17 protein-coding genes and 1 pseudogene are annotated in these 22,311 nt (G+C 59.8%); 10 read left to right on the forward strand and 8 right to left on the reverse strand.

Annotated features, from left to right (window positions below; translation table 11 throughout):
- Nucleotides 1-3: 3 nt before the first annotated feature.
- A complete protein-coding gene (locus PI739_RS14795; RefSeq protein WP_003431617.1) occupies nt 4-897 on the reverse strand; it encodes a glycine betaine ABC transporter substrate-binding protein in 894 nt (297 codons plus the stop codon).
- Between the two features lie 14 nt (nt 898-911).
- A complete protein-coding gene (locus tag PI739_RS14800) occupies nt 912-1,625 on the reverse strand; it encodes an ABC transporter permease (protein WP_003368680.1) in 714 nt (237 codons plus the stop codon).
- Between the two features lie 344 nt (nt 1,626-1,969).
- Here PI739_RS14800 and PI739_RS14805 point away from each other — a divergent pair, with 344 nt between their 5' ends.
- Nucleotides 1,970-3,553 (forward strand): peptide chain release factor 3, encoded by a 1,584-nt coding sequence (locus tag PI739_RS14805; RefSeq protein WP_003368681.1) that lies wholly within the window; start codon nt 1,970-1,972, stop codon nt 3,551-3,553.
- A gap of 218 nt (nt 3,554-3,771) precedes the next feature.
- Nucleotides 3,772-4,014: a PA4570 family protein gene (locus PI739_RS14810; RefSeq protein WP_003368682.1), complete on the forward strand. Its 243-nt coding sequence runs from the start codon at nt 3,772-3,774 to the stop codon at nt 4,012-4,014.
- 79 nt (nt 4,015-4,093) lie between these two features.
- Here the strand turns inward: PI739_RS14810 and PI739_RS14815 are convergent, their stop codons facing one another.
- The 5 genes from PI739_RS14815 to PI739_RS14835 form a co-directional block, all read right to left on the reverse strand.
- The gene (locus tag PI739_RS14815) at nt 4,094-4,711 is read right to left on the reverse strand and encodes a BamJ family beta-barrel-assembly machinery protein (protein ID WP_003340445.1); all 618 of its coding nucleotides are present in this window, start codon (nt 4,709-4,711) and stop codon (nt 4,094-4,096) included.
- A gap of 152 nt (nt 4,712-4,863) precedes the next feature.
- On the reverse strand, nt 4,864-5,172 hold the full coding sequence (locus tag PI739_RS14820) for a DUF6482 family protein (RefSeq protein ID WP_003368683.1): 309 nt from the start codon (nt 5,170-5,172) through the stop codon (nt 4,864-4,866).
- A 108-nt stretch (nt 5,173-5,280) separates the two neighbouring features.
- Nucleotides 5,281-5,769 (reverse strand): TIGR00645 family protein, encoded by a 489-nt coding sequence (locus PI739_RS14825; RefSeq protein ID WP_003313787.1) that lies wholly within the window; start codon nt 5,767-5,769, stop codon nt 5,281-5,283.
- Nucleotides 5,770-5,980: 211 nt separating this feature from the next.
- Nucleotides 5,981-6,310 carry a PA4575 family protein gene (locus tag PI739_RS14830; protein WP_032609169.1) on the reverse strand — a complete coding sequence of 110 codons (330 nt, stop codon included), beginning with the start codon at nt 6,308-6,310 and terminating at the stop codon, nt 5,981-5,983.
- A gap of 167 nt (nt 6,311-6,477) precedes the next feature.
- Nucleotides 6,478-8,913, reverse strand: coding sequence for a Lon protease family protein (locus PI739_RS14835; protein ID WP_003368685.1), 2,436 nt, complete (start codon nt 8,911-8,913; stop codon nt 6,478-6,480).
- A 276-nt stretch (nt 8,914-9,189) separates the two neighbouring features.
- Here PI739_RS14835 and PI739_RS14840 point away from each other — a divergent pair, with 276 nt between their 5' ends.
- From PI739_RS14840 to PI739_RS14855, 4 genes are all read left to right on the forward strand, one after another.
- On the forward strand, nt 9,190-9,678 hold the full coding sequence (locus PI739_RS14840; protein WP_002555221.1) for a DUF3015 domain-containing protein: 489 nt from the start codon (nt 9,190-9,192) through the stop codon (nt 9,676-9,678).
- 62 nt (nt 9,679-9,740) lie between these two features.
- On the forward strand, nt 9,741-11,594 hold the full coding sequence (locus PI739_RS14845) for an Lnb N-terminal periplasmic domain-containing protein (protein WP_271351997.1): 1,854 nt from the start codon (nt 9,741-9,743) through the stop codon (nt 11,592-11,594).
- Between the two features lie 133 nt (nt 11,595-11,727).
- A complete protein-coding gene (locus PI739_RS14850) occupies nt 11,728-12,081 on the forward strand; it encodes a lipoprotein (protein ID WP_054081992.1) in 354 nt (117 codons plus the stop codon).
- Between the two features lie 73 nt (nt 12,082-12,154).
- A complete protein-coding gene (locus PI739_RS14855; RefSeq protein ID WP_003368688.1) occupies nt 12,155-12,652 on the forward strand; it encodes a GreA/GreB family elongation factor in 498 nt (165 codons plus the stop codon).
- A 60-nt stretch (nt 12,653-12,712) separates the two neighbouring features.
- Here PI739_RS14855 and ettA read toward each other — a convergent pair whose 3' ends face one another.
- Nucleotides 12,713-14,377 carry an energy-dependent translational throttle protein EttA gene (gene ettA / locus PI739_RS14860; protein ID WP_003368689.1) on the reverse strand — a complete coding sequence of 555 codons (1,665 nt, stop codon included), beginning with the start codon at nt 14,375-14,377 and terminating at the stop codon, nt 12,713-12,715.
- Between the two features lie 1,241 nt (nt 14,378-15,618).
- On the opposite strand from ettA, the pseudogene PI739_RS14865 reads away from it, so the two are divergent.
- From PI739_RS14865 to PI739_RS14880, 4 genes and pseudogenes are all read left to right on the forward strand, one after another.
- A pseudogene (locus PI739_RS14865) lies at nt 15,619-18,597 on the forward strand (EAL domain-containing protein); the annotation flags it as partial.
- Between the two features lie 138 nt (nt 18,598-18,735).
- Entirely contained in the window at nt 18,736-19,728 is a 993-nt protein-coding gene (locus tag PI739_RS14870; protein WP_003431621.1) for a helix-turn-helix transcriptional regulator, read from the forward strand.
- A gap of 96 nt (nt 19,729-19,824) precedes the next feature.
- Nucleotides 19,825-20,760: a SphA family protein gene (locus PI739_RS14875; protein WP_054081990.1), complete on the forward strand. Its 936-nt coding sequence runs from the start codon at nt 19,825-19,827 to the stop codon at nt 20,758-20,760.
- A gap of 47 nt (nt 20,761-20,807) precedes the next feature.
- Entirely contained in the window at nt 20,808-22,259 is a 1,452-nt protein-coding gene (locus PI739_RS14880) for an amidase (RefSeq protein ID WP_054081989.1), read from the forward strand.
- Nucleotides 22,260-22,311 lie beyond the last annotated feature (52 nt).

Here is a 22,311-nt window from a genome sequence, read left to right on the forward strand (position 1 = left end):
TCCTTAATTCAATGGGTGCTGGCGCAGAAAGTCTGCAGCAACCGTGGAGGGGCTTTCATGGCCGACGTCGACGCGAGCGTTGAGGTCGATCATAGTCTGGTTGTCCAGCAGGTCAGCCAGCGGCTTGAGCAGCGTGGCGATGTCGGGATGCTTGTCCAGATATTCCTGACGGATCACCGGCGCTGCGGTGTAGTCAGGGAAATAGTGCTTGTCGTCTTCCAGCACTTTCAGCTTGAACGCATTCAGACGACCGTCGGTTGTGTACACCAGACCGGCGAAAACCTGACCGTTGCGCAACGCGGTGTAGACCAGCCCGGCGTCCATCTGCCGGGTGTTTTCACGACCGAGGTTCATGTCGTAGTGCTTGACCATGCCGATAAGGCCGTCGGAACGGTTGGCAAACTCGGTGTCCAGCGCTACGACATGACCCTCTTTGGCTTCGTCCTTGAGCACTTTGGTCAGGTCGGTCATGGTGTTGATCTGCGGGTACTTGTCAGCCACTTTCTGCGGCAGTGCCAGCGCGTAGGTGTTGTTGAACTTCGACGGTGAAAGCCAGACCAGGCCTTTCTTCGCATCCACTTCCTTGACCCGCGCATAGGTCTGGGCGCTGTCGAGTTTTTCGTCGATGTGGTTGTAGGCCACCAGCGATACACCGGTGTATTCCCACAGCAGATCCAGCTGACCGCTCTCCTGAGCGCTGCGCGCCAGGTTGCTGCCAAGGCCGCCGGTAATCTGGACGTCGTAGTTCTTGGTCCGCAGGTATTGCGCGGTCAGTTCGGCAAGCATGGTCTGTTCGGTGAACACCCGTGCGCCGATACGTAGCAGCGGCTTTTCCGCAGCCTGGGCAAGTGCCGGAAACAGCAAGGCAAAGCCTAAAAACAAGCATATTCTTTTCATGAGAATTCCTTCGCTCAGCGAGCCAGTCCGCGTTCCAGCCAAAGACGACTGGCCAGTGTCACCAGACCATCGAGCAGTAGCGCCAGCAGAGCGGTACACGCTGCACCCAGCACAAGTTGCGGCTGGTTATTCAACGCAATGCCCGGGAAAATCAGGCTGCCAAGGCTGTTGGCGCCGATGAGAAACGCCAGTGGCGCGGTCCCGACATTGATCGCCAGCGCGACACGCACACCGCCGACAATGATCGGCACGGCGTTGGGCAGCTCGACACGCCACAGCACCTGACGCGGAGTCATGCCAATACCGACGGCAGCTTCCTTGAGTGAACCCTGGACGTTTTTCAGGCCTTCGTAGGTATTACGCACGATAGGCAACAGAGAGGCGAGGAACAGCGCGAAGATCGCCGGCCCGCTGCCGATCCCGAGAATTCCGAGGGCAATGGCCAGAACGGCGAGAGGAGGAACGGTGTTGCCAATGTTGAAGATCTGCATGAAGCGTTCAGCGCGGCCAACCATGCTCGGTCGGCTGAGGGCAATGCCTGCAGGGATGCCGACCACCAGGGCCGCCAACATTGAAACCAGAACCAGAATCAGGTGAGCCTGAAGGTAGAACAGCAGGTCATCCTGGTATTGCTTGATAGTACTGATGCCGATCCAGTGGATCAGCAGGGCCAGGAGTGCGATCGCAACCGCACCTCCCAATAGCCCCTTGCCATAGCGATTTGCCACAGGCGGACTCCTTATTTCAGTCGGCGAACGCGTTGACCTGGACGTCCGGAAAGGACGCCGGCAATAACGTTCGCGAAGAGCAGCGGGTGGGTCGCCGGTAAGGGTTTAACCTCGGCGAAAACACAAGCCATAAGCGCAGCTTCGTCAAACCAACATGCTGATGAATCAGCCCCTTGCGTTGGCTTCGTTGCGAGCCTTGACGGGGGAGTGGACGTCTCCACGACCTGAAAGGTTCCCACACGAGACATTATCTGGCCATCGTTTATTGTCTGAACGGTTCGGTTATTGCCGCGAGTTGAGCTATAATCTGCGCCCTTTTTCAATCCCATCCCAGGCGATTTCCCATGACCCAACAGGCCGCCGAAGTCGCGAAACGCCGCACTTTCGCCATTATTTCCCACCCGGATGCGGGTAAAACCACCATCACGGAAAAACTCCTGCTGATGGGCAAGGCCATTTCCGTCGCCGGTACGGTCAAGTCGCGTAAATCCGACCGTCACGCCACCTCCGACTGGATGGAAATGGAGAAACAGCGTGGTATCTCCATTACCACGTCCGTGATGCAGTTTCCGTATCGCGACCACATGATCAACCTGCTCGACACCCCGGGCCACGAAGACTTCTCCGAAGACACCTATCGCACCCTGACGGCAGTCGACTCGGCCTTGATGGTCCTCGACGGCGGTAAAGGCGTCGAGCCACGCACCATCGCGCTGATGGATGTCTGCCGTCTGCGCGACACGCCTATCGTCAGCTTCATCAACAAGCTCGACCGCGATATCCGCGACCCGATCGAGCTGCTCGATGAAATCGAAGCGGTCCTCAAGATCAAGGCGGCACCGATCACCTGGCCGATCGGTTGCTACCGGGACTTCAAGGGTGTCTACCACCTGGCCGACGACTACATCATTGTCTACACCGCAGGTCACGGCCACGAGCGCACCGAAACCAAAATCATCGAGAAGCTCGATTCGGACGAAGCCCGCGCTCACCTGGGCGATGAATACGAGCGCTTCGTCGAGCAACTGGAGTTGGTGCAGGGTGCCTGCCACGAATTCAACCAGCAGGAATTCATCGACGGTCAGCTGACCCCGGTGTTCTTCGGCACCGCACTGGGCAACTTCGGCGTCGATCATGTACTCGATGCCGTGGTGAACTGGGCGCCCAAGCCGCTGGCACGTGTGGCCAACGAGCGCACCGTCGAGCCGGCGGAAGAGAAATTCAGCGGTTTCGTGTTCAAGATCCAGGCAAACATGGACCCCAAGCACCGCGACCGCATCGCCTTCATGCGGATCTGCTCGGGCCGTTACGACAAGGGCATGAAAATGCGCCATGTGCGTCTGGGCAAGGACGTACGGATCGGCGACGCGCTGACGTTCTTCTCGTCGGAGCGCGAACAACTGGAAGAAGCCTATGCCGGTGACATCATCGGTTTGCACAACCACGGCACCATCCAGATCGGCGACACCTTCACCGAAGGCGAAGCGCTGGGCTTCACCGGTATTCCGCACTTCGCACCGGAGCTGTTCCGTCGCGTACGCCTGAAGGACCCGCTCAAGTCCAAGCAATTGCGTCAGGGTCTGCAACAGCTGGCCGAAGAAGGCGCCACGCAGGTGTTCTTCCCGCAGCGCAGCAACGACATCATCCTCGGCGCCGTCGGTGTGCTGCAGTTCGATGTGGTCGCCAGCCGTCTGAAGGAAGAATACAAGGTTGAATGCGCTTACGAGCCGATCACTGTGTGGTCTGCCCGCTGGATCGACTGCGACGACAAGAAGAAGCTCGAAGAGTTTGAGAACAAGGCGGTGGAAAACCTGGCAATGGACGGCGGCGGTCACCTGACCTACCTCGCCCCTACCCGCGTGAACCTGGCGCTGATGGAAGAACGCTGGCCCGACGTGAAATTCCGCGCTACCCGCGAGCATCACTGACAGGCCGACGGCGTCGCTGTGTGACGCAGAGCGTCACGAACGGCATTCCCACGCGGAGCGTGAGGAACGATAGTTCTGTAACTATCGTCCCAACGCTCCGCGTCGGCATTCGCTGATCTGGATCAACCATTCAGCGCAAAATGAGAATTAATCTCAATAGAGCCTTGCTATTATCCCGATAAGAATTATTCTCATCTAACTTGCACAGGAGATGAGACATGACTTATTTGATCGATGCATGGCTGGACAGACCCCACCCTTACCTGAGAATTCTCCACCGCGAGACGGGGGAAGTGTGTGCCGTACTGGAAGAGGAAGCGCTGGAAGAGTTACGCGATCAGGGCGATCTGGATGTGTGCAGTTTGAGTTCCAGCGAGCCATTGGTGCTCAAGGAACTGGTGAGAAACCTGTTTCTGTTCTGCTACGCGCGGGCGTTGCGCCCCATGAGTGAGTTGCACTGAGCATGAAGCATCAGCACAACTGCGTCGCTGAACGAATCGGCGCGATTCGTTCAGCGACTATCTGCATCGACCGGGTCGCTTACAGAACGTCCAGCAGTTCCACATCAAACACCAGCACGCTGTGCGGTGCGATGCTGCCTACGCCCTGAGCGCCGTAAGCCAGCTCGCTCGGCACGTGCAGACGCCATTTGCTGCCGGCGTTCATCAGTTGCAGCGCCTCGGTCCAGCCGGCAATCACGCCGCTGACAGGAAATTCGGCCGGCTCGCCGCGATCGTAGGAGCTGTCGAAGACGTTACCGTCGATCAACGTGCCGTGGTAGTGAACGCGTACCTGATCTTCACGGGTTGGCTTAGGGCCAGTGCCAGCGGTCACGACTTCGAATTGCAGACCCGAAGCCAGGGTGGTCACGCCTTCGCGCTTGGCGTTTTCAGCCAGGTAGGCCTTGCCGGCGCCCGCAGCCTGCTCGGCTTTGGCGGCTGCTTCAGCCTGCATGATTTCGCGGATGACCTTGAAGCTGGCGGACATTTCTTCCTGACCAACACGGCTTGGCTGACCGCCGAACGCATCGCGCAGGCCTGCCACGATGGCTTCCAGATCGACACCCGGTGGCGGGTTGTCGCGCAACTGATCGCCCAACTGACGGCCAATGCCGTAGCTGACGCGGGTTTCGTCGGTGGACAGATTGACTTCGGACATGACACTGCTCCGTAGAGGGGCACGCAGTCGGTATCGCGCAAAACCTGAACGGCAATCACGCTATACGCTGATGCGCCCCGAACCAAAAGGCCGAGCAGCCTAGCACAATTGCCGCTACAGCCCCTACCGCAGCAGCAATACGCGGCTGGCGATCAGGACCAGGAGGAATGAAACGAGATCGGCAGGCGCATTTCAGAGCGGTCATTGACCGGCATGCCGCACAGCTCGTCATGGACCACACAATGGACCAGGTAAAAAGGCACCACCGGTATGTCCTTGAGCAAATCCCGCGCATGCTCCACCGAGCGAAGATGCAGGGTCTTGCCCGCTGGGTCCTTGAGCATCACCGAAGTGCCATTCATGCGCACATCCAGCAGATAGATGCCGCCTTCGATGGAGATCAGGTTCAGCTCATCGACCCGCCCGGCCTGGGCGTGGTCGATAAATTCCTGATAATTCATGATCGAACCTCCTGCGCAAATGCCTGATGCATCGGAACGGACGTTTTACAACACACAGCGCCGACATGCCAGAAACGATAACGCCCGCCCCTTTCATCGCGCGTCGCCTTAGTGCTTGGTGACCTTGTCCAGATAGCCCATCGCAAACGCCGATATCACGAACGTCATGTGGATAATCACGTACCACATCAGGTATTCGGGCTTGATGTTGGTGGCATCCATGAACACCCGCAACAGGTGGATGGAGGAAATCGCGACAATGGATGCTGCAACTTTCATCTTCAACGAAGACGAATCCATAGTGCCCAGCCAGTTGAGCTTTTCCTTGTCCTCGTCGATGTCCAGCTGCGACACGAAATTCTCGTAGCCGGAGATCATCACCATCACCAGCAAGCCACCGACCAGCGCCATGTCGATCAACGACAGCAGCACCAGAATCAGGTCAGCTTCGGCCAGCGAGAAGATGTTGGGAATGACATGAAAGATTTCCTGGAAAAACTTCAGACACAACGCCAACAGGCCAAGGGAGAGGCCGAAATAGATCGGCGCCAGCAGCCAGCGCGATGCGTACATGGCATTTTCAAAAAAACGTTCCATTGATACTCGCAAGGTGTTTTGAAGGAGCGGGCGAGTATATCAGCGGTAATGCACCGCTCTGGCCGTGCGACAAAATATCGCACAGCGGCAGTTAGCGCACTTGAGGAACCGGATTGAAGGCTAGGCTCTGTACGAAAAGTCGGCGAGCGAAGGCCAAGCGAGCCTGTTTTTAACGAAGCATCACCGAGCGCAGACACTTTTCGTACAGAGCCTAGAACAGCGACGAGCTTTGACAGACCGTCCTGCCGCTATCGATACGACGCAGTTCGGCCTGAATGTGCAGCATCCAGATAGGTACGTCATCGGCACATTGATAACCATGCAACGACAGGCTTTCGAGAATGCTGGTCAGCACCGATTGCGCTGCGGGCAGGCCCTTGAAAGGCCCTTGGGTCTTGATTGCGGAAGGCTGTTCCTCGGCCATTCCGGCCGCGAAGAGCACCATCCATTGTCCGCTGTCATGAGGGAGGGGCCGGATGACGCACTCGATACGTGTCATCAGCCCCATGCATTCTCGGGTAAGGCAAAGGCTACGCTGCATGATGCGCTCCTGATCAGCAACACTATTCATCCTTCTCGTGAAACAGGATTTACGCCAATCTCTTTGGCCACTGCGATCACCTCAAGACTAGAAGAAAACCGCTCTGCGAGAAACTATCCCTGATGAACGGAGCACCGGGCGGCCCTCACCGCCCGGCTCCTGCGCTGTCAGACCTTGAGTTCAGGCTGCAACTGCGCAGGCTCCTTTTCCAGCTCTTCCTTGAGGTCTTCATCACTGAGCATCTCTGCGATATCGCGCAGACGCTCCACGACGCGTGCATTGACGCTGCCCTCAGGGAATTCGCCATGCTCGTCAGGCGCACCGGCAGGTTCGCCCACCAGCAGGCTCAGCGCCTCATCGGCCTGACGTACGGCATAGATGTGGAATTGCCCGGCACGAACAGCCTGCACCACGCGCTCGTCAAGCATCAGCGTGGTGACGTTGGCGTGCGGGATGATCGCGCCCTGCTCGCCAGTCAGCCCACGTGCTTCGCAGAGACGGAAGAAGCCCTCGATCTTTTCATTGACCCCGCCCACCGCCTGAACTTCACCAAACTGGTTGATGGAACCGGTAATCGCGAAGCACTGCTTGAGTGGCGTGCGTGACAGCGCCGAGATCAGCGTGCAGACCTCGCCAAGCGACGCACTGTCGCCATCCACGTAACCGTAGGACTGCTCGAGCGCGATACTTGCGGAAATCGCCAGCGGAAATTCCTGGGCATAACGGCTGCCAAGGTAGCCGGTGAGGATCATCACGCCCTTGGAGTGGATCGGCTGGCCAAGATTGACCTCGCGCTCGATGTCGACAATCCCGCTGCCGCCCGGGTACACCGTGGCGGAAATGCGCGCGGGCACGCCGAAGGCCGAGTCGCCGACCTCCAGCACCGTCAGGCCGTTGCATTTGCCGACGGCCGCGCCGTCAGTGTCGATCAGAATCACACCAGCCATCATGTCATCGAGAATCCGCGCCGAGACCCGCCCGGTACGGGTGGCCTTGGCCTTGAGCGCACGTTCGATATGCCCGGCGTCGGTCTTGTCGTCGTTGGCCAGCTGGCGGATGAAATCGGCCTCGCTGACCAATTGGAACAGGTCACCGATACGCGCCGACAAACGCCCTTGGTGCTCGGCCAAACGGGCGCTGTAAGTCGCCAGTCGTGCCACCGCATCGGCGGTCAGCGGCGCCATGCCCTCTTCCGAGGTCCGGGTCTTGAGTAGCTGAGCGAATTGCTCGAGCGTCTCGTCGACCATCGGAATCTCTTCGTCAAAGTCGACCAGCACCCGGAACATCTCCTGGAAGTCAGGATCGAGGTCTTGCAGGGTGTAATACAGCGAGCGGGAACCGATGATGATGATTTTGACGTTCCACGGGATCACCTGCGGCGTCAGGCTCACGGTTGCAACGCGGCCGAGCTCGCCCAGCGGCGACTCCATCTTCAGCTTGCGCGATTGCAGGGTACGCTTGAGCGCATCCCAGACGAACGGCTCGCCCAGCATTTTCTCGGCTTCCAGAATCAGGAAACCGCCGTTGGCACGATGCAGCGCGCCGGGGCGCAGTTGCCGGTACGTGGTGTACAGCGCGCCCTGATCGGTGCTGTATTCGATGCGCCCGAACAGGTTGTCGTAGGTGGGGTGCTGTTCGAAAACCACCGGCGCACCGCCATCACGAGTATGCCCGACCACCAGACTCGGGCTGTATTGCTCTTCCAGCAGCTTGCGCGCCTGAGCGTCGGTCTTGGCGTCATCGACCAACTGCTCGACCAGAGTCTTGAGCAGGTAAACCTGCATGGCCTGCAGGTAGGCGCAGACCGCAGCGTTCTCGGCGTACTTTTCAGAAAGCGGTGCCAGCAAGGGCTGCAGGGTCAGGGTGATGGTCTCTTCATTCAACTGACGCAGCTGATTGTTGGACTCGCGCTTCCACTGCGGCAGGCTGGCCAGTTCTTCGTTGAGACGCTCCTCGAGCGCGGAGATATCTTCGTGGAAGCGCTCGCGATCCGCTTCGGGCAACTGGGAAAACTCGGCCTCATCCAGCGCCTTGCCATCGGCCATCGGCGTGAACGCGATGTTGGAGCTGTCGCGATACAGCGCGATGTCCTTTTCCAGCGACAGGCGCTCGATGACGTCCAGGGCGCGGTCATAGCGCTGATTGAACGCACGGTCGATCGAGCTTTTCTTCTGCTGATACGACGGGTGCTCGAAAACCGCCGGGAAGGTCACCAGCAGGTTGTCGATCAGGCCACCGATGTCGGCGGTGAACTCATGGGCAGTGCCAGGCGGCAGCTCCAGCGCCTTTGGCTCGCGGGGCTCGTCGAAGTTGTTGACGTAGACCCAGTCCGACGGCGTCTGCATCCGTTTGCCTTCGGCCTTGAGATAGCGTTTTACGAACGAAAAGCGCCCGGTGCCGGGCTCGCCCATGACAAACACGTTGTAACCGGGGCGCGGCATCGCAACGCCGAACTGCAGGGCCTCTACGGCTCTCTCCTGGCCAAGGACACCGCGAAAGGGTTCGAGCTCGTGGGTGGTCGCAAAGCTGAACTGCTCAGCGGAAAACGGACGGGTCAGCGCGTTGGGCGCCAGGCGTAGGTTGGCTGCGACAGAATCGGGCATCAGTAATCCTTACATCAGGCGGGGCAGATGTCGGCATTCTGGCGCTCGCTGTGCACGACTTGCAAGGCAGGAAAGAGCCGAAAAGCATTTGCGTGTGTAGCGTCACCCGCCACGTTCTGAAAAAAGCCGTTTTCAAGTAATAATCTGTAATCCCTAACGGAACCCTTGGAACCTGCCTAAACTCCAAACTGCACAGGTGGCTGCTGGCTGACCATCTGTCTTGATGTGACAACTCAAGAAACTCGACCCTTGGCTGAACTAAAAAGAGAAAAAGCTATGAAACGGATTCTTCTTGGAACGCTCTTCGCCGCTGTATCGATCAACGCTATGGCTCAAGCACCAGGCGGTCCTGACTGCGGTTGGGGCAACATGCTGTTTGAAGGCCAACGCGGTACTCCAGCTCACTTCCTCGCTTCGACCACCAACGGTACATCGGGTAACGCCACCTTCGGCATGACCTCCGGCACCAACGGCTGCTCGACCAACGGCGCGCTGACTTATGGCGGTAAATCCTGGCTTGCCATGAACGGCATGATGGATGAACTCTCCAAAGACATGGCCATGGGTCAGGGCGAAGCACTGACTACCTACGCTGTGGTACTGGGCGTTGCACCAGAAGACCGCGAGCACTTTGCCGCCGTCACTCACGAGCACTTCTCGCAAATCTTCAGCAAGGCCGACGCCACTGCCGAAGATGTTCACACCAACACCGTCAATGTTCTGAAAAACGATCCGACTCTGGCCAAGTACGCTACCCAGGCTTAAAGTCGTTCGCCCGCCCTTTCTTCGCAAAGGGCGGGATCCCCTTTTCTGACTAGTTGCCCTCTATGCTCAAACGTCTTGTATCGCTGGCGCTGTTTGTCTGTGCCCCCTTGTATGCGGCACCTCATGCCAGCGCTGACCGTTTGCAGCAATTGGCCAATGAGCCGTTCTGGATTTCCCTGGGTCACTACGAAGCCGGCAAGCTCGGTGGCTGGCGCAGCTATGTCACAGACCCGAAATTCTTTCTCGCCGCCAACGGTGCACACGACCCGCAGGCAGAGCTGAGCGCGACACTCGACGCTATTTACGCACCGGTCAGCAACGAGCAGACTCACGCCCAGTGCGTATACCCGGCACGCACCCGCTGGCTGCGTGACCAGTTGCACCTGACTGACCTGCCGACGCCGGACTGTAAGGAATTCAAGGCCTGGTACAAGGATGTGGCCCCGGACAGCACGGTGCTGATTTTCCCGGCCGCTTACCTCAACAGCCCCTCGTCGATGTTTGGCCATACGCTGCTGCGCATCGATCCGGCCAGCGCGAAAACCAATAACACCACCTTGCTGAGCTACGCGATCAACTTCGGTGCCTATATCGAAGGCATGGACAACAGCATTCTGTACGCGTGGAAAGGTCTGGCAGGCGGCTACCCGGGGTTGTTTGCGCTGGTGCCGTATCAGGAAAAACTGTCGGAATACCGCAGCCTGGAAAACCGTGACCTGTGGGAATACCGCCTGAACCTGCCTGCGGAAGAAACCGGGCGCATGGTCGAGCATGTCTGGGAGCTGAAACAGATCCGTTTCAGTTATTTCTTCTTCGACGAAAACTGCTCCTACCGGCTGCTGGAATTGCTGCAGGTCGCCCGACCGGGCCTGAAGCTTACCGATCAGTTTGGCCTGACCGCGATCCCGACCGATACGGTCAAGGCGATCAAGGCCGCCGGGCTGGTGGAGAAGATCGACTATCGCCCGTCACGCGAACGCGAGTTGCTGAGCCGCGCCGAACCGCTCGATGCAGACGAGCAACAGTGGGTATTGAAGGTCAGCGCCGATCAGAAACAACTGCACAACAGCGAGTACCTCGCGCAGCCCACAGAACGCCGCGCGTTGATTCAGGACGCTGCCTATCGTCTGGAGCGCTATCGCGCCAACGGTCTTGAGCGCGATACACAACGCTCGCAACGCAGCTTCGAGCTGTTGCAGGCGATCAATCAGAACCCGCCGCCACAGCTGGACATCCCGCGCCCCGGCCTGCCGGAAGAAGGCCATGAATCACGTACCTGGCAGTTGGGTGCGGGCACACGCGGTGACAAGGCGTTCGCTGAATATGGTCTGCGCATGGCCTATCACGACCTGAACGACAATGCCTACGGTTTCCCGCTGGGTGCGCAGATCGAGATTCTTCAGCTCAAAGTGCGTCAATACGAAGGCAATGACTGGCAGGTGCAACAACTGGACCTGGCCACCATTCGCTCACTGACCCCGCGTACCGAGCTGCTGAAACCCTGGTCATGGCAAGTTACCGGGGGGCTGGAGCGGGTTCTCGGCAAGCACGGCGACGAAAACCTCGTCAGCCACGTCAACGGTGGTGGCGGCGGCACCTGGCAGCTGGCCGACGACATGCTCGGCTTTGCACTGGGCACCGTGCGAGTCGAGCACAATAACGATTTCGCCGAATTCATCTCTCCCGCCGCAGGCTTCAACACCGGCGTGCTGTGGCGCAACCCGCTGGGCAACCTGAGCCTGGAAGCCAAGGGCGACTATTTCACCAATGGCGAAGTGCGCCGCAGCGTCAGTCTCAACCAGCAATGGGAGCTATCCCGCAACCTCGGCCTGCGCCTGAGCGCCCAGCGCGAATTCAGCCAGATGAGCTCGCCGCAGAACGAGGTGATGCTTGAGGTGAAGTGGTATCACTACTGACCGGATCAGTGTCAATGGTCGGCAGTGTGCCTTGAAAACACCGGCACACTGCTATTACACGTTCCCTACATCGCTTTTACGAATAACTCACAAATTACCTTCTAGACTCCTCTCATAAGCAGAGGGAATCACCATGAAGCGGTATTGGCTGTTGTTGTCGCTGGCCATCGTGCTGGCGGGTTGTCAGTCCACCCGTGACCAGATGCTGGCCGAGGGTTATCCGCCGGGTTTTGCAGACGGCTATCAGGACGGTTGCAGCAGCGGCAGGGACGCAGCAGGTGCCACTACCGGCCAATTTCGCAAGAACGTGCCCCGCTATCTGAAGGACAAGCTCTACGCCCAGGGCTGGACCGATGGCTTTCGTCAGTGCGAAACCTCGCAGGACAATCGCGACCGGCTCAACCCCGGCCAGGTCTTCAATGAGCGTGACCGTGCCTGGGAGCAGGAAAAAACCCGCAGCGCGGCCAAGGCCTATCGTCCCAACTGATCAGGCGTCGGTGCAATCCGACGAAACCAATGATGTCCTGCTGCGGCCTAAAGCCTATTAGGGAGGACTCTTCATGAGCCGCGCATTCGTAAACGAAGACAACGCTGCCGCCGAGGCCGAGCAACCGGTCGAGCGGCTGGTCAGTACACAGATCAACTACGTCACGGCCGAAGGCCTGACCTTGTTGAAGAAACACGTCAATAGCCTGCAGGCGCAGCACAGCGCGCAAACCGCGTTGGGCGAAGCGGCGGACAAGCAGCGACTGGCCGACCTGGAACGCGACCTGCGTTACTTCAATCAGCGCCTGCAAAGCGCGCAGGTCGTCGCCCCGGCTGTGTCGACCGAGAAGGTGCAGATCGGCAGCTGGGTGACGTTCGCGGATGAACAGGATAACCAGCAGCGCGTGCATCTGGTCGGAGAGGATCAGGCCGATGCAGCCAACGGGCTGATCAATTGGGGATCGCCACTGGGCCGCGCCCTGATCGGTGCGCAGAAAGGCGATGAAGTGTTGTGGCAGCGCCCGGCGGGCGATCAATCGATTGAAGTGCTGCTGATCGAACCTGACGCGTGAGTCAGGCCAGCCAACGGCAGCGCCGCTCCTTGCAAGGAGCGGCGCGTGCCTGAGCGCTGATCAGGCCAGCTTTTTGTGACGCACACGATGCGGCTGAGCAGCGGCTTCGCCCAGACGCTTCTTGCGATCCGCTTCATACTCGGTGTAGTTACCTTCAAAGAAGATCGCTTGCGAATCGTCTTCGTACGCCAGGATGTGCGTGGCTACACGGTCAAGGAACCACCGATCGTGAGAGATCACAATGGCAGCGCCCGGGAAGTCCAGCAGCGCTTCTTCCAGTGAACGCAGGGTTTCCACGTCGAGGTCGTTGGACGGTTCGTCGAGCAGCAGCACGTTGCCGCCCTCTTTCAGGGTCAGCGCCAGGTGCAGACGACCACGCTCACCACCGGACAGGTCCTTGACGAACTTCTGCTGATCGCCGCCCTTGAAGTTGAAGCGACCGACGTAGGTGCGCGACGGAATCTCATAGTTACCGATACGGATCACATCGGAACCGTCGGATACCGCCTGGAATACCGACTTGCTGCCGTCCAGGTCATCACGGCTCTGGTCCACGCAGGCCAGTTGTACGGTTTCACCGACTTCGATGCTGCCCGAATCCGGCTGCTCCTTGCCCATCAGCATGCGGAACAGGGTCGACTTACCGGCACCGTTACCGCCGATCACGCCAACGATGGCGCCTTTGGGCATGGAGAACGACAGGTTGTCGATCAGCACGCGGTCGCCATAGCCCTTGGTGACGTTCTTGAACTCGATAACCTTGTCGCCCAGGCGCGGACCGGCCGGGATGTAGATCTCGTTGGTCTCGCTGCGCTTCTGGAACTCCTGCGACTGCATCTCTTCGAAGCGTTGCAGACGCGCCTTGGATTTGGACTGACGCGCCTTGGCACCCTTGCGAACCCACTCCAGCTCGTCTTTCATGGCCTTTTCGTGAGCAGTCTGCTGCTTGGATTCCTGCGCCAGACGGTCGGACTTGGCTTCAAGCCAGCCGGAATAGTTGCCTTCGTAAGGAATGCCCGCGCCGCGGTCGAGTTCCAGAATCCAGCCAGCCACGTTGTCCAGGAAGTAACGGTCGTGCGTGATCGCAACCACAGTTCCCGGGAAGTCGTGGAGGAAGTGCTCCAGCCAGGCGACAGAGTCGGCATCCAGGTGGTTGGTCGGTTCGTCGAGGAGCAGCATGTCCGGGGCGGAGAGCAGCAGGCGGCACAGCGCGACACGGCGCTTCTCACCACCGGAAAGGACCGAAACCTTCGCATCCCAGGCCGGCAGGCGCAGCGCATCGGCGGCGACTTCCAGCTGGCGCTCCAGGTTATGGCCATCGCTGGCCTGCAGGATGGCTTCGAGCTTGGCCTGCTCGGCCGCCAGCTTGTCGAAATCAGCGTCCGGCTCGGCGTACTCGGCGTAGACCTGATCGAGACGCGCCTGTGCGTCCTTGATCACGCTGACCGCCTCTTCCACGACCTCACGGACCGTCTTGTTCGGGTCAAGTTGTGGCTCCTGCGGCAGATAACCCACATTGAGCTCCGGCATCGGACGCGCTTCGCCATCAAACTCGGTGTCGACACCCGCCATGATTTTCAACAGCGTGGATTTACCCGAACCGTTGAGGCCCAGCACACCGATCTTGGCACCGGGAAAGAATGACAGAGAGATGTTTTTCAGGATTTCACGCTTCGGCGGCACAACTTTGCTCAGCCGATGCATGGTGTAGACGTATTGAGCCATGAAATGAAAACCTAGCGTCTGTAATGAGGACCGATTTGGGTAACGAGCTTAAAGCTCCGGCCGGAAAAAAGCTTTTATTTGTCCTTGAGACTTGCCGCGAGACCGTTCCGAGCCTTGAATAAACTCAGTGGTAAACCTGTCGGGGCAGTGCTGGCAAATATAAAGCCTGATCGATATTGCAAAAAGTGGAGTCACTCATGCAGGAGTCGGTGGATACCACGCGTTGCGCAAAGCTACCCGAATGCGTCGTGCAGGGCAAACGATACGGCCCAATGGGGCTGGCACTTTGCCACAACTAAAGGCATGCTAGCCGCCCTCTTTGAGCGACCCGCCTATTTTACATAAAGCACCACTGCTTCAGTCCAGCAGTCAGGAACAGCGATTTGCCCACTTTAACGCCTCTGTCGTCATCCAGTGTCGCTCCAGACAGTGCGACCAGGCCTTTGCGTGGGTCAGTGAAAGGCATGCTGGCGGGCCTGGTTCTGGTGGTGCTTGCCCTGTTGCTCTGGCAACTGATCGAGCAGTTCCACCAGACCCAGGAACGTCAGCGTCAGCGCAGTCTGGAGTACAGCGTCCAACTGTCCGACCGGATGAGTCTGAACATGGCGCTCAAGGCGCAGATCGCCATGAACCTGCTGGACGAGGCGCTATCCGCCGGAGAGCGACTGGAGCAGTCGACCACGCTGGTGAACCTGCGCACTGCCCTGCCCGCGCTGCGCAGCGTCGCTCGCCTGAACCGGGAGGGTGAAATCGTCAGTGACAGCGCCGAGGCCTCGCGCGACAGTGAGTTTCTTGAACAAGCCATGAAACAGGCGCGAGGTCGCCCCTACTTCTATACCGGCTCGGAAGACGGCAACCAGATTTATATACTGATTCGCCTGGGCAACGGCGTGAGCGGCGATTACTGGGCATTGCGCGTGGCCCCCGAAGCCTTGAAGGAACTTGCCAGCCAGCCGGCTCAGGACTTTCAGCACCTGTGGCGTCTTGAACAGCGCAAGACGCAGCGGGTCATTCTCCATGAACCGGTGCCCGCCAACGAAGCGGAGAGTGGCCTGTCCGATACCATTCTGCTTCAACCACTGAGCAATAGTGACTGGCAACTGCGGGGGCTGTTCGACACCTACAAGGCGCGCAGCGAACTGCTCGCGCCACTGATCGGCAAGTGCCTGATCGGCCTGCTGCTGTCGATCCTGCCGCTGATCGCGCTGATGAGCCTGCGCAGGCGCCAGCGCCAGATGCTGCAGAGCCGAAGGCGCTATCGGGATATCTTCGAGGGCGCGGGCGTCGCCATCTGTGTCATGGACATGTCCGGCCTTCAGGAGCAACTTGAAGCACTCGAGGTCAGCACCGGCGAGGACTTCGAGCGCCTGCTCAAAAGCCAGCCAGCCGCTCTGAAACGCCTTTTGCAGCAATTGCGCATCAGCGAACTCAATGAAGTAGCCCTGAGCCTGCTGGACATCGAGCACCGCGAACAGGCATGGCAACCGTTGATCGAGGGCGAGTCGCGCTCGCGTCCGGGCGTCGGCATTCCGATCATCCAGGCGGTGCTTTCCGGGCAGCCACGACTGGAACTGGAAATCTGCCTGACCCGTGCGGGTGGTCATGACCAGCACCTGTGGCTGGTCATGCGCCTGCCCGAGACACGCAGTGACTTCGATGCGGTGATTCTCAGTATTGGCGATATCACCAGCCGCAAACAGGTCGAGCTGTCGTTGCTGGACCGCGAGAGCTTCTGGTCCGACGTGGTACGAACCGTACCGGACCATTTGTACGTTCAGGATGTGCTCAGCCAGCGGGTGATCTACAGCAACCACCACTTTGGCTATACGCTGGGTTACAGCAAGTCAGAACTGCACGCCATGGGCGAGTTCTTCTGGGAAGTCCTGCTGCACCCCGACGACGCCCGAAACTATCAGGACATGCGCCTGCGCCAGCGTCACCACGGGCACAATGAATTATTGCAACGCGTGTTGCGCTTTCGGGACCGCGAGAGCAACTGGCGGTCCTTCGACATTCGCGAGCAGGCACTGGCCTGGGACGAAGAAGACCGGGTCACGCGTATCATCGGCATTGCCAAGGACATTACCGAACAGGTCGCGTCCAGCCAGTCGCTGCGTGACAGCGAACAGCGTTACCGCATGCTGGCCGAAAGCATCAGTGATGTGATTTTCTCCACCGACGGCCGGCTGGCAGTCAACTACGTCAGCCCTTCGGTAGAACGCGCGTTGGGCTACAGCGCCGAGTGGATCCTGCAGAACGGCTGGTCCGCCGCCATTGCCAACCCCCAGCAAACAGTCGGTTTTGATGCGCTCATGGGCCGCATCGACAAGGTCCTCGACAAACCTCAGGAACTCGCCAGGCTGCGCGAAGAAGTCACCACCAGAATGTTTCTGTTCGACTGCCTGCGTGCCGACGGTCGCAAGATTCCGGTGGAACTGCGCGTGGTCCTGGTGTGGGGCGAAAACGGCAACTTTGAAGGCATCTTCGGGGTAGGCCGCGACATCAGTCAGCAGCGTCGGGCCGAGAAAGACCTGCGCATGGCTGCCACGGTATTCGAGCATTCCACATCCGCCATCCTGATTACCGACCCCGCCGGCTATATCGTGCAGGCCAACGAGGCCTTTACCCGCGTCAGTGGCTATGAAGTGGCTCAGGTGCTCGATCAGTTGCCGGGCATGCTCACCGTGGAAGCCGAACAGGAAACCCGTCTGCGCCATATCCTCAGGCAACTGAACGGACAAGGCACGTGGGAAGGTGAAATCCGGCTCAAGCGGCGTAACGGCGAACACTATCCGGCCTGGGTCGGCATTACCGCGGTCCTCGACGATGAAGGCGATCTGGCCAGCTACGTGTGCTTCTTCAGCGATATCAGCGAGCGCAAGGCCAGCGAGGACCGTATCCACCGCCTGGCCTACTACGACGCGCTGACTCATCTGCCCAACCGCACCCTGTTCCAGGATCGTCTGCACTCGGCGTTGCAGCACGCCGAGCGCCAGCAGGCCTGGGTCGTGCTGATGTTCCTCGACCTCGACCGTTTCAAACCGATCAACGATTCCCTGGGCCATGCCGCTGGCGACCGGATGCTGCAGGAAATGGCCACGCGGCTGCTTGCCTGTGTGTCGGTGGATGACACCGTGGCCCGCATGGGCGGGGATGAATTCACCCTGCTGCTGGAACCGGATGAAACCCGTGAAGCCGCGCTGAGCCGCGCCATTCACGTTGCCGAACGCATTCTGACCAGCTTGATCACACCGTTCGTGCTGGAAGGCCGCGAGTTCTTTGTGACCGCCAGTATCGGCATCGCCCTCAGCCCGCAGGACGGCAAGGAACTGAGCCAGTTGATGAAGAACGCCGACACGGCGATGTATCACGCCAAAGAGCGTGGCAAGAACAACTTCCAGTTCTATCAGGCGGACATGAACGCCACCGCGCTGGAGCGTCTGGAGCTGGAAAGCGACTTGCGCCACGCCCTGGAGCAGAAGGAGTTCACCCTCTTCTACCAACCGCAGTTCAGCGGCGACGGCAAACGCCTCACAGGCGCGGAAGCCCTGCTGCGCTGGCGCCATCCACGCCGCGGGCTGGTGCCGCCCAACGACTTCATCCCGGTGCTCGAAGAGCTCGGGCTGGTCGTAGAGGTCGGCGATTGGGTCCTGGCCGAGGCCTGCCGCCAACTCAAACACTGGCATCAGGCAAGGGTTCGCGTGCCCAAGGTGTCGGTCAACATCTCGGCGCGGCAGTTCTCGGACGGCCAGCTCGGCAAGCGCATCGCCCACATACTCGAACAGACCGGCCTGTCACCCGCCTGCCTGGAGCTGGAACTGACCGAAAGCATCCTGATGCGTGAGGTCAACGAGGCCATGCAGATACTCGACGGCCTCAAGAACCTCGGCCTGAGCATCGCTGTCGATGACTTCGGCACCGGCTACTCGTCGCTGAACTACCTCAAACAGTTCCCGATCGACGTGCTGAAGATCGACCGCACCTTTGTCGATGGCCTGCCATCCGGCGAGCAGGACGCCCAGATCGCCCGCGCCATCATCGCCATGGCGCACAGCCTGAACCTCTCGGTGATCGCTGAAGGCGTGGAGACCCATGAGCAACTGGAGTTTCTTCGCGAACACGACTGCGACGAAGTCCAGGGCTACCTGTTCGGCCGCCCGATGCCCCCCGCCCAGTTCGAAGCGCAATTCAGCAATGATGCGCTGTTCATGCTGGATTGAGGGCGAGCCTTGCGACCCGGCCATCGTCCATTTGAACGATAGCCGAACCCTTGAATATGAGTAGACTTGAGCCAATGCCTCGCACAGCGTCAATGACAGCGAGCGCTCTACCCATAACAAAGAACACAAGGGGGTAGCATGATCAGCGATACAACGTCCCTGGACAGTGTTTCCTGTCAGGTCGTCGAAGCCTTGAACAAGGTGATTCTCGAGCTTCAGACCGAGGTCAGCAGCGCGTCGATCTCTACATTCCATCAACAGGCGCTTGAACGGGTGCGCGCACTGGTGCAGTTCGACAAGGCCTGGTGGGGAAGATCTACCTGGCGTGACAACTGGCCCGTCGAGCACAGTTCCTTTTTGCTGGGCCTGCCCAACGGTTACGCCGCCGAGTGGGAGCAACTCAAGACCTCGGACGCCAGCGTCGGCAAAATGCATCAGACTCAGGGCGTCTGTCAGGTCATTCACTGCACGGCAGCGGATGCACCTCCTGCGCTTGCCGACCTCGGTCGCCAATACGATCTTTGCTTCGCGCTGGGCATTGTCCTGACCGACCCTCACACCCAGCAGGGCGTGCATCTGACACTGTTTCGCTCGGCTGGCCACACGCCCTTCTCGCCCCTGGACAAACGCCTGATCGAGTGGCTGATGCCGCATCTGATCGCCGCTGAACAGGCCAGTTATCTGCGTACGCTCACGACTCTGCGGGAAACTCAGGGCGCCTACGATGAGACCGCCATGGCGGTGAGCGACCGTTACGGCGTGCTGCTTTCCATGGAGCCTGCGTTCTCGTCGATGCTGGGCTCGGAATGGCCCGACAGACCGTCCAATCGTCTACCCCGACAGTGCAACCCTCAAGAGGGCTATTCGAGTCATAACCTGCACATCACGTCGCAGCCGGTGGGCGACCTCGTTCTATTGACGGCGCGGCGACGCAGCAGTCTGGAACTGTTAAGCACGCGCGAGCTTCAGGTTGCCCGAGGCTTTGCGGTCGGACAGACGTACAAGGAAGTCGCGCGCAACATCGGTGTGTCACCCTGCACCGTCCGGCACCACTTGAGAAAGATCTACAACAAGCTCGGTGTCACCCGTAAAGCGCAGATCGCCCAGTTACTGCATTTGACTGACGGCTGACGCCAACGCGCTCTACCCCATTTCCGGTTTTTCCAATAACTGCCACCCCGCAAGGGAGGGCTGTGCTCGCCCATAAAAATAACAAGGCACTTACCGATGTCATTAAAAAACCACTTCCTTAGCGCTTCAGGGCTCGCCATGGCGATCCTGTGGTTATCGTCCACGGCCTGTGCCACCGAAAATGCTGCGCCCACGACAGCTGCTGGCGTTTTCGACTTTGGCGCAGGCTTCATGCCGCCCACCACCCCCAATGGCACCGTCGGCCTGCGCATCAGCAACTACCACGCGGATGTCATCAAGGACAGCCACGGCAATGACAGCCCCAACGACTTCCAGATCAACGTCCTGGCGATCGGCCTCGCCTACTTGCGAATGACCGAGCAGGAGTTTTTGGGTGCCCGCTATGGTTTCGCGGTGGTGCCGGTCTTTTTCAAGATGGATGCCGACCTGGGCGTGAACGTCGGGGGGCAGCGGGTATTCAGCGACAGTGCATCGCTGTTTCGTCAGGCGGACCTGCAAGTGGTGCCGATCATCCTGGACTGGAAGCTCGCGCCGGGGCTGGGCATCAATACCCAACTGATGATTCAGGCGCCCACGGGGGACTACGATAAAAACCGTCTGGTCAGCCCTGGCACCCATCACTGGACGGTTTCTCCGCTGTTGAATGCGACCTACATTTCACCCGGCGGCTTCGAGGTTTCCTCGAGTTTCCAGATCGATATAAATGCGCGTAACCCCGACACCGATTACCGCAGTGGCGTTGAGTACCGACATGAGTTTGCAGTGGGCCAGCATGTCGGCGACTGGACCGTCGGCGTGGGCGGCTACTACTACCGGCAGCTGTCGGACGACGACGCGCCGGGGCTGACCCGCGGCAATCGCGCCCGGGTAATCGCCGCAGGCCCTGCAGTAAGTTACTTCAAACCCGGCGCCGGGCTGCCCCCCATCTGGTTGCACGCCTACAAGGAGTTCGACGCCCGCAACCGTGCCGAGGGCTACACCGTGGCGCTGCGTACCGGAATCAGCTTTTAAGTGGCGCGCGTAACGCGACGACACTCTTTCAATCCTGGAGACCATCGATGAAAGACCTGCACGAATTATTCAATACGCTGGACGGCCGTGGCCTGGCAACACTGGTACGCAATGGCGAGGTGAGCCCCGGCGAGCTGCTGGAAACCGCCATCGCACGGGTCGAGCAGGTCGAGCCTGGCCTGAACGCCGTCAGCGAAAGGCTTTACGATCAGGCGCGCAGCCAGGCGAGCGGGAGTAGCGTCAGACAGGGCGTCATGGCAGGCGTACCGACCCTGGTGAAAGACATGTTCACCCCGATGACCGGGGCACGGATGACCAGTGGCTCGCATGCGCTGGGCGAGTTTCGCTCAGACATCGACTGCGAAATCGTCAGTCGGCTGCGTCATGCAGGCTGCCAACTGATCGGCACGACCACCGCTCCAGAATTCGGCGTGTCCTACAGCACCGAATCGCAACGCTTCGGCGCGACCCGCAACCCCTGGAATCCGCAACACAGCGCAGGCGGTTCCAGTGGTGGCGCAGCCGCTCTGGTTGCGGCACGCGCCATCCCTTTCGCACATGGCAACGATGGCGGCGGCTCGCTTCGCGTACCGGCCTCCTGCTGTGGCGTATTCGGCTTCAAGCCATCACGCGGCCTGCTGCCTTCAGGCCCGATGGTCGGCGAGGGCTGGGCAGGCCTGAGCACCGCTCACGCGATTACCCTGTCGGTAGGCGACAGCGCCGCCCTGCTCGACGCCACTGCCGGGAGTGACCTGGGGGCTCCCTACGCCGCGCCCATGCCAGCGACGCCCTTTGCACACGCCGCAGGACGCGATCCCAGGCGTCTGAAAATCGCCCTGATCTCGGCAATATCGCCGTGGCCGGCAGAACCGGAGGCCCTGGCTGCACTGCAACACACTGCGGCCTTGCTGGAGGCGCTCGGGCATTACGTGGTCCCGGCGACGTTGCCGGTCCGGCTGCCTGAATTCCTCGACGCGACGTTCGACATCATCGGTTCACACACCCAGGGCTACCTCGATCTGCTGGGCAAAATGCGCGGCTTCCCGGTCGCCATGGACGAACTGGAGCCGCGCACCCGTGTCATTCTGCGCGAACGCGGGCAACTGCCTGCGACACGCTACATTTCCGCGGTCGAGTCGATGCATGCACTGGGCCGGGCGATGGCCGGTTTCTTCGAAGAGTACGATATTGTTCTCACCCCGACGCTCAACCGCGCGCCACCCCGCCTGGGAGAACTGGCCTTCGATGACGACAGCCGGTCCCTGCAGGACTTCATCGCGCTTTCGCACAGCTACTCGCCCTACACGGCGATCTTCAACGCGACTGGCCAGCCAGCCATGTCCGTGCCCCTCTATTGGACAGCCGATTCGCTGCCGCTGGGTTCTCACTTTGCCGCGCGGTTTGGCGACGAACTGACCTTGTTGAGCCTTGCCGGGCAACTGGAGCGCGCCCAGCCGTGGGCCGCACGCAGGCCGCCGTTAAACGCTTGCGCGGGTTGATGCGAAGGGATTATTGGCGGTGATGGTGGTAAGCCAGGCAAGACCACCGCCT

Source organism: Pseudomonas cerasi (assembly GCF_027983475.1).
Classification (GTDB): Bacteria; Pseudomonadota; Gammaproteobacteria; order Pseudomonadales; family Pseudomonadaceae; genus Aquipseudomonas; species Aquipseudomonas cerasi.

Coding starts and splice junctions, on each gene's coding strand:
- PI739_RS14795 (WP_003431617.1), bottom strand. CDS start 897: ATGAAAAGAATATGCTTGTTTTTAGGCTTTGCCTTGCTGTTTCCGGCA.
- PI739_RS14805 (WP_003368681.1), top strand. CDS start 1,970: ATGACCCAACAGGCCGCCGAAGTCGCGAAACGCCGCACTTTCGCCATT.
- PI739_RS14810 (WP_003368682.1), top strand. CDS start 3,772: ATGACTTATTTGATCGATGCATGGCTGGACAGACCCCACCCTTACCTG.
- PI739_RS14815 (WP_003340445.1), bottom strand. CDS start 4,711: ATGTCCGAAGTCAATCTGTCCACCGACGAAACCCGCGTCAGCTACGGC.
- PI739_RS14820 (WP_003368683.1), bottom strand. CDS start 5,172: ATGAATTATCAGGAATTTATCGACCACGCCCAGGCCGGGCGGGTCGAT.
- PI739_RS14825 (WP_003313787.1), bottom strand. CDS start 5,769: ATGGAACGTTTTTTTGAAAATGCCATGTACGCATCGCGCTGGCTGCTG.
- PI739_RS14830 (WP_032609169.1), bottom strand. CDS start 6,310: ATGCAGCGTAGCCTTTGCCTTACCCGAGAATGCATGGGGCTGATGACA.
- PI739_RS14835 (WP_003368685.1), bottom strand. CDS start 8,913: ATGCCCGATTCTGTCGCAGCCAACCTACGCCTGGCGCCCAACGCGCTG.
- PI739_RS14840 (WP_002555221.1), top strand. CDS start 9,190: ATGAAACGGATTCTTCTTGGAACGCTCTTCGCCGCTGTATCGATCAAC.
- PI739_RS14845 (WP_271351997.1), top strand. CDS start 9,741: ATGCTCAAACGTCTTGTATCGCTGGCGCTGTTTGTCTGTGCCCCCTTG.
- PI739_RS14850 (WP_054081992.1), top strand. CDS start 11,728: ATGAAGCGGTATTGGCTGTTGTTGTCGCTGGCCATCGTGCTGGCGGGT.
- PI739_RS14855 (WP_003368688.1), top strand. CDS start 12,155: ATGAGCCGCGCATTCGTAAACGAAGACAACGCTGCCGCCGAGGCCGAG.
- ettA (WP_003368689.1), bottom strand. CDS start 14,377: ATGGCTCAATACGTCTACACCATGCATCGGCTGAGCAAAGTTGTGCCG.
- PI739_RS14870 (WP_003431621.1), top strand. CDS start 18,736: ATGATCAGCGATACAACGTCCCTGGACAGTGTTTCCTGTCAGGTCGTC.
- PI739_RS14875 (WP_054081990.1), top strand. CDS start 19,825: ATGTCATTAAAAAACCACTTCCTTAGCGCTTCAGGGCTCGCCATGGCG.
- PI739_RS14880 (WP_054081989.1), top strand. CDS start 20,808: ATGAAAGACCTGCACGAATTATTCAATACGCTGGACGGCCGTGGCCTG.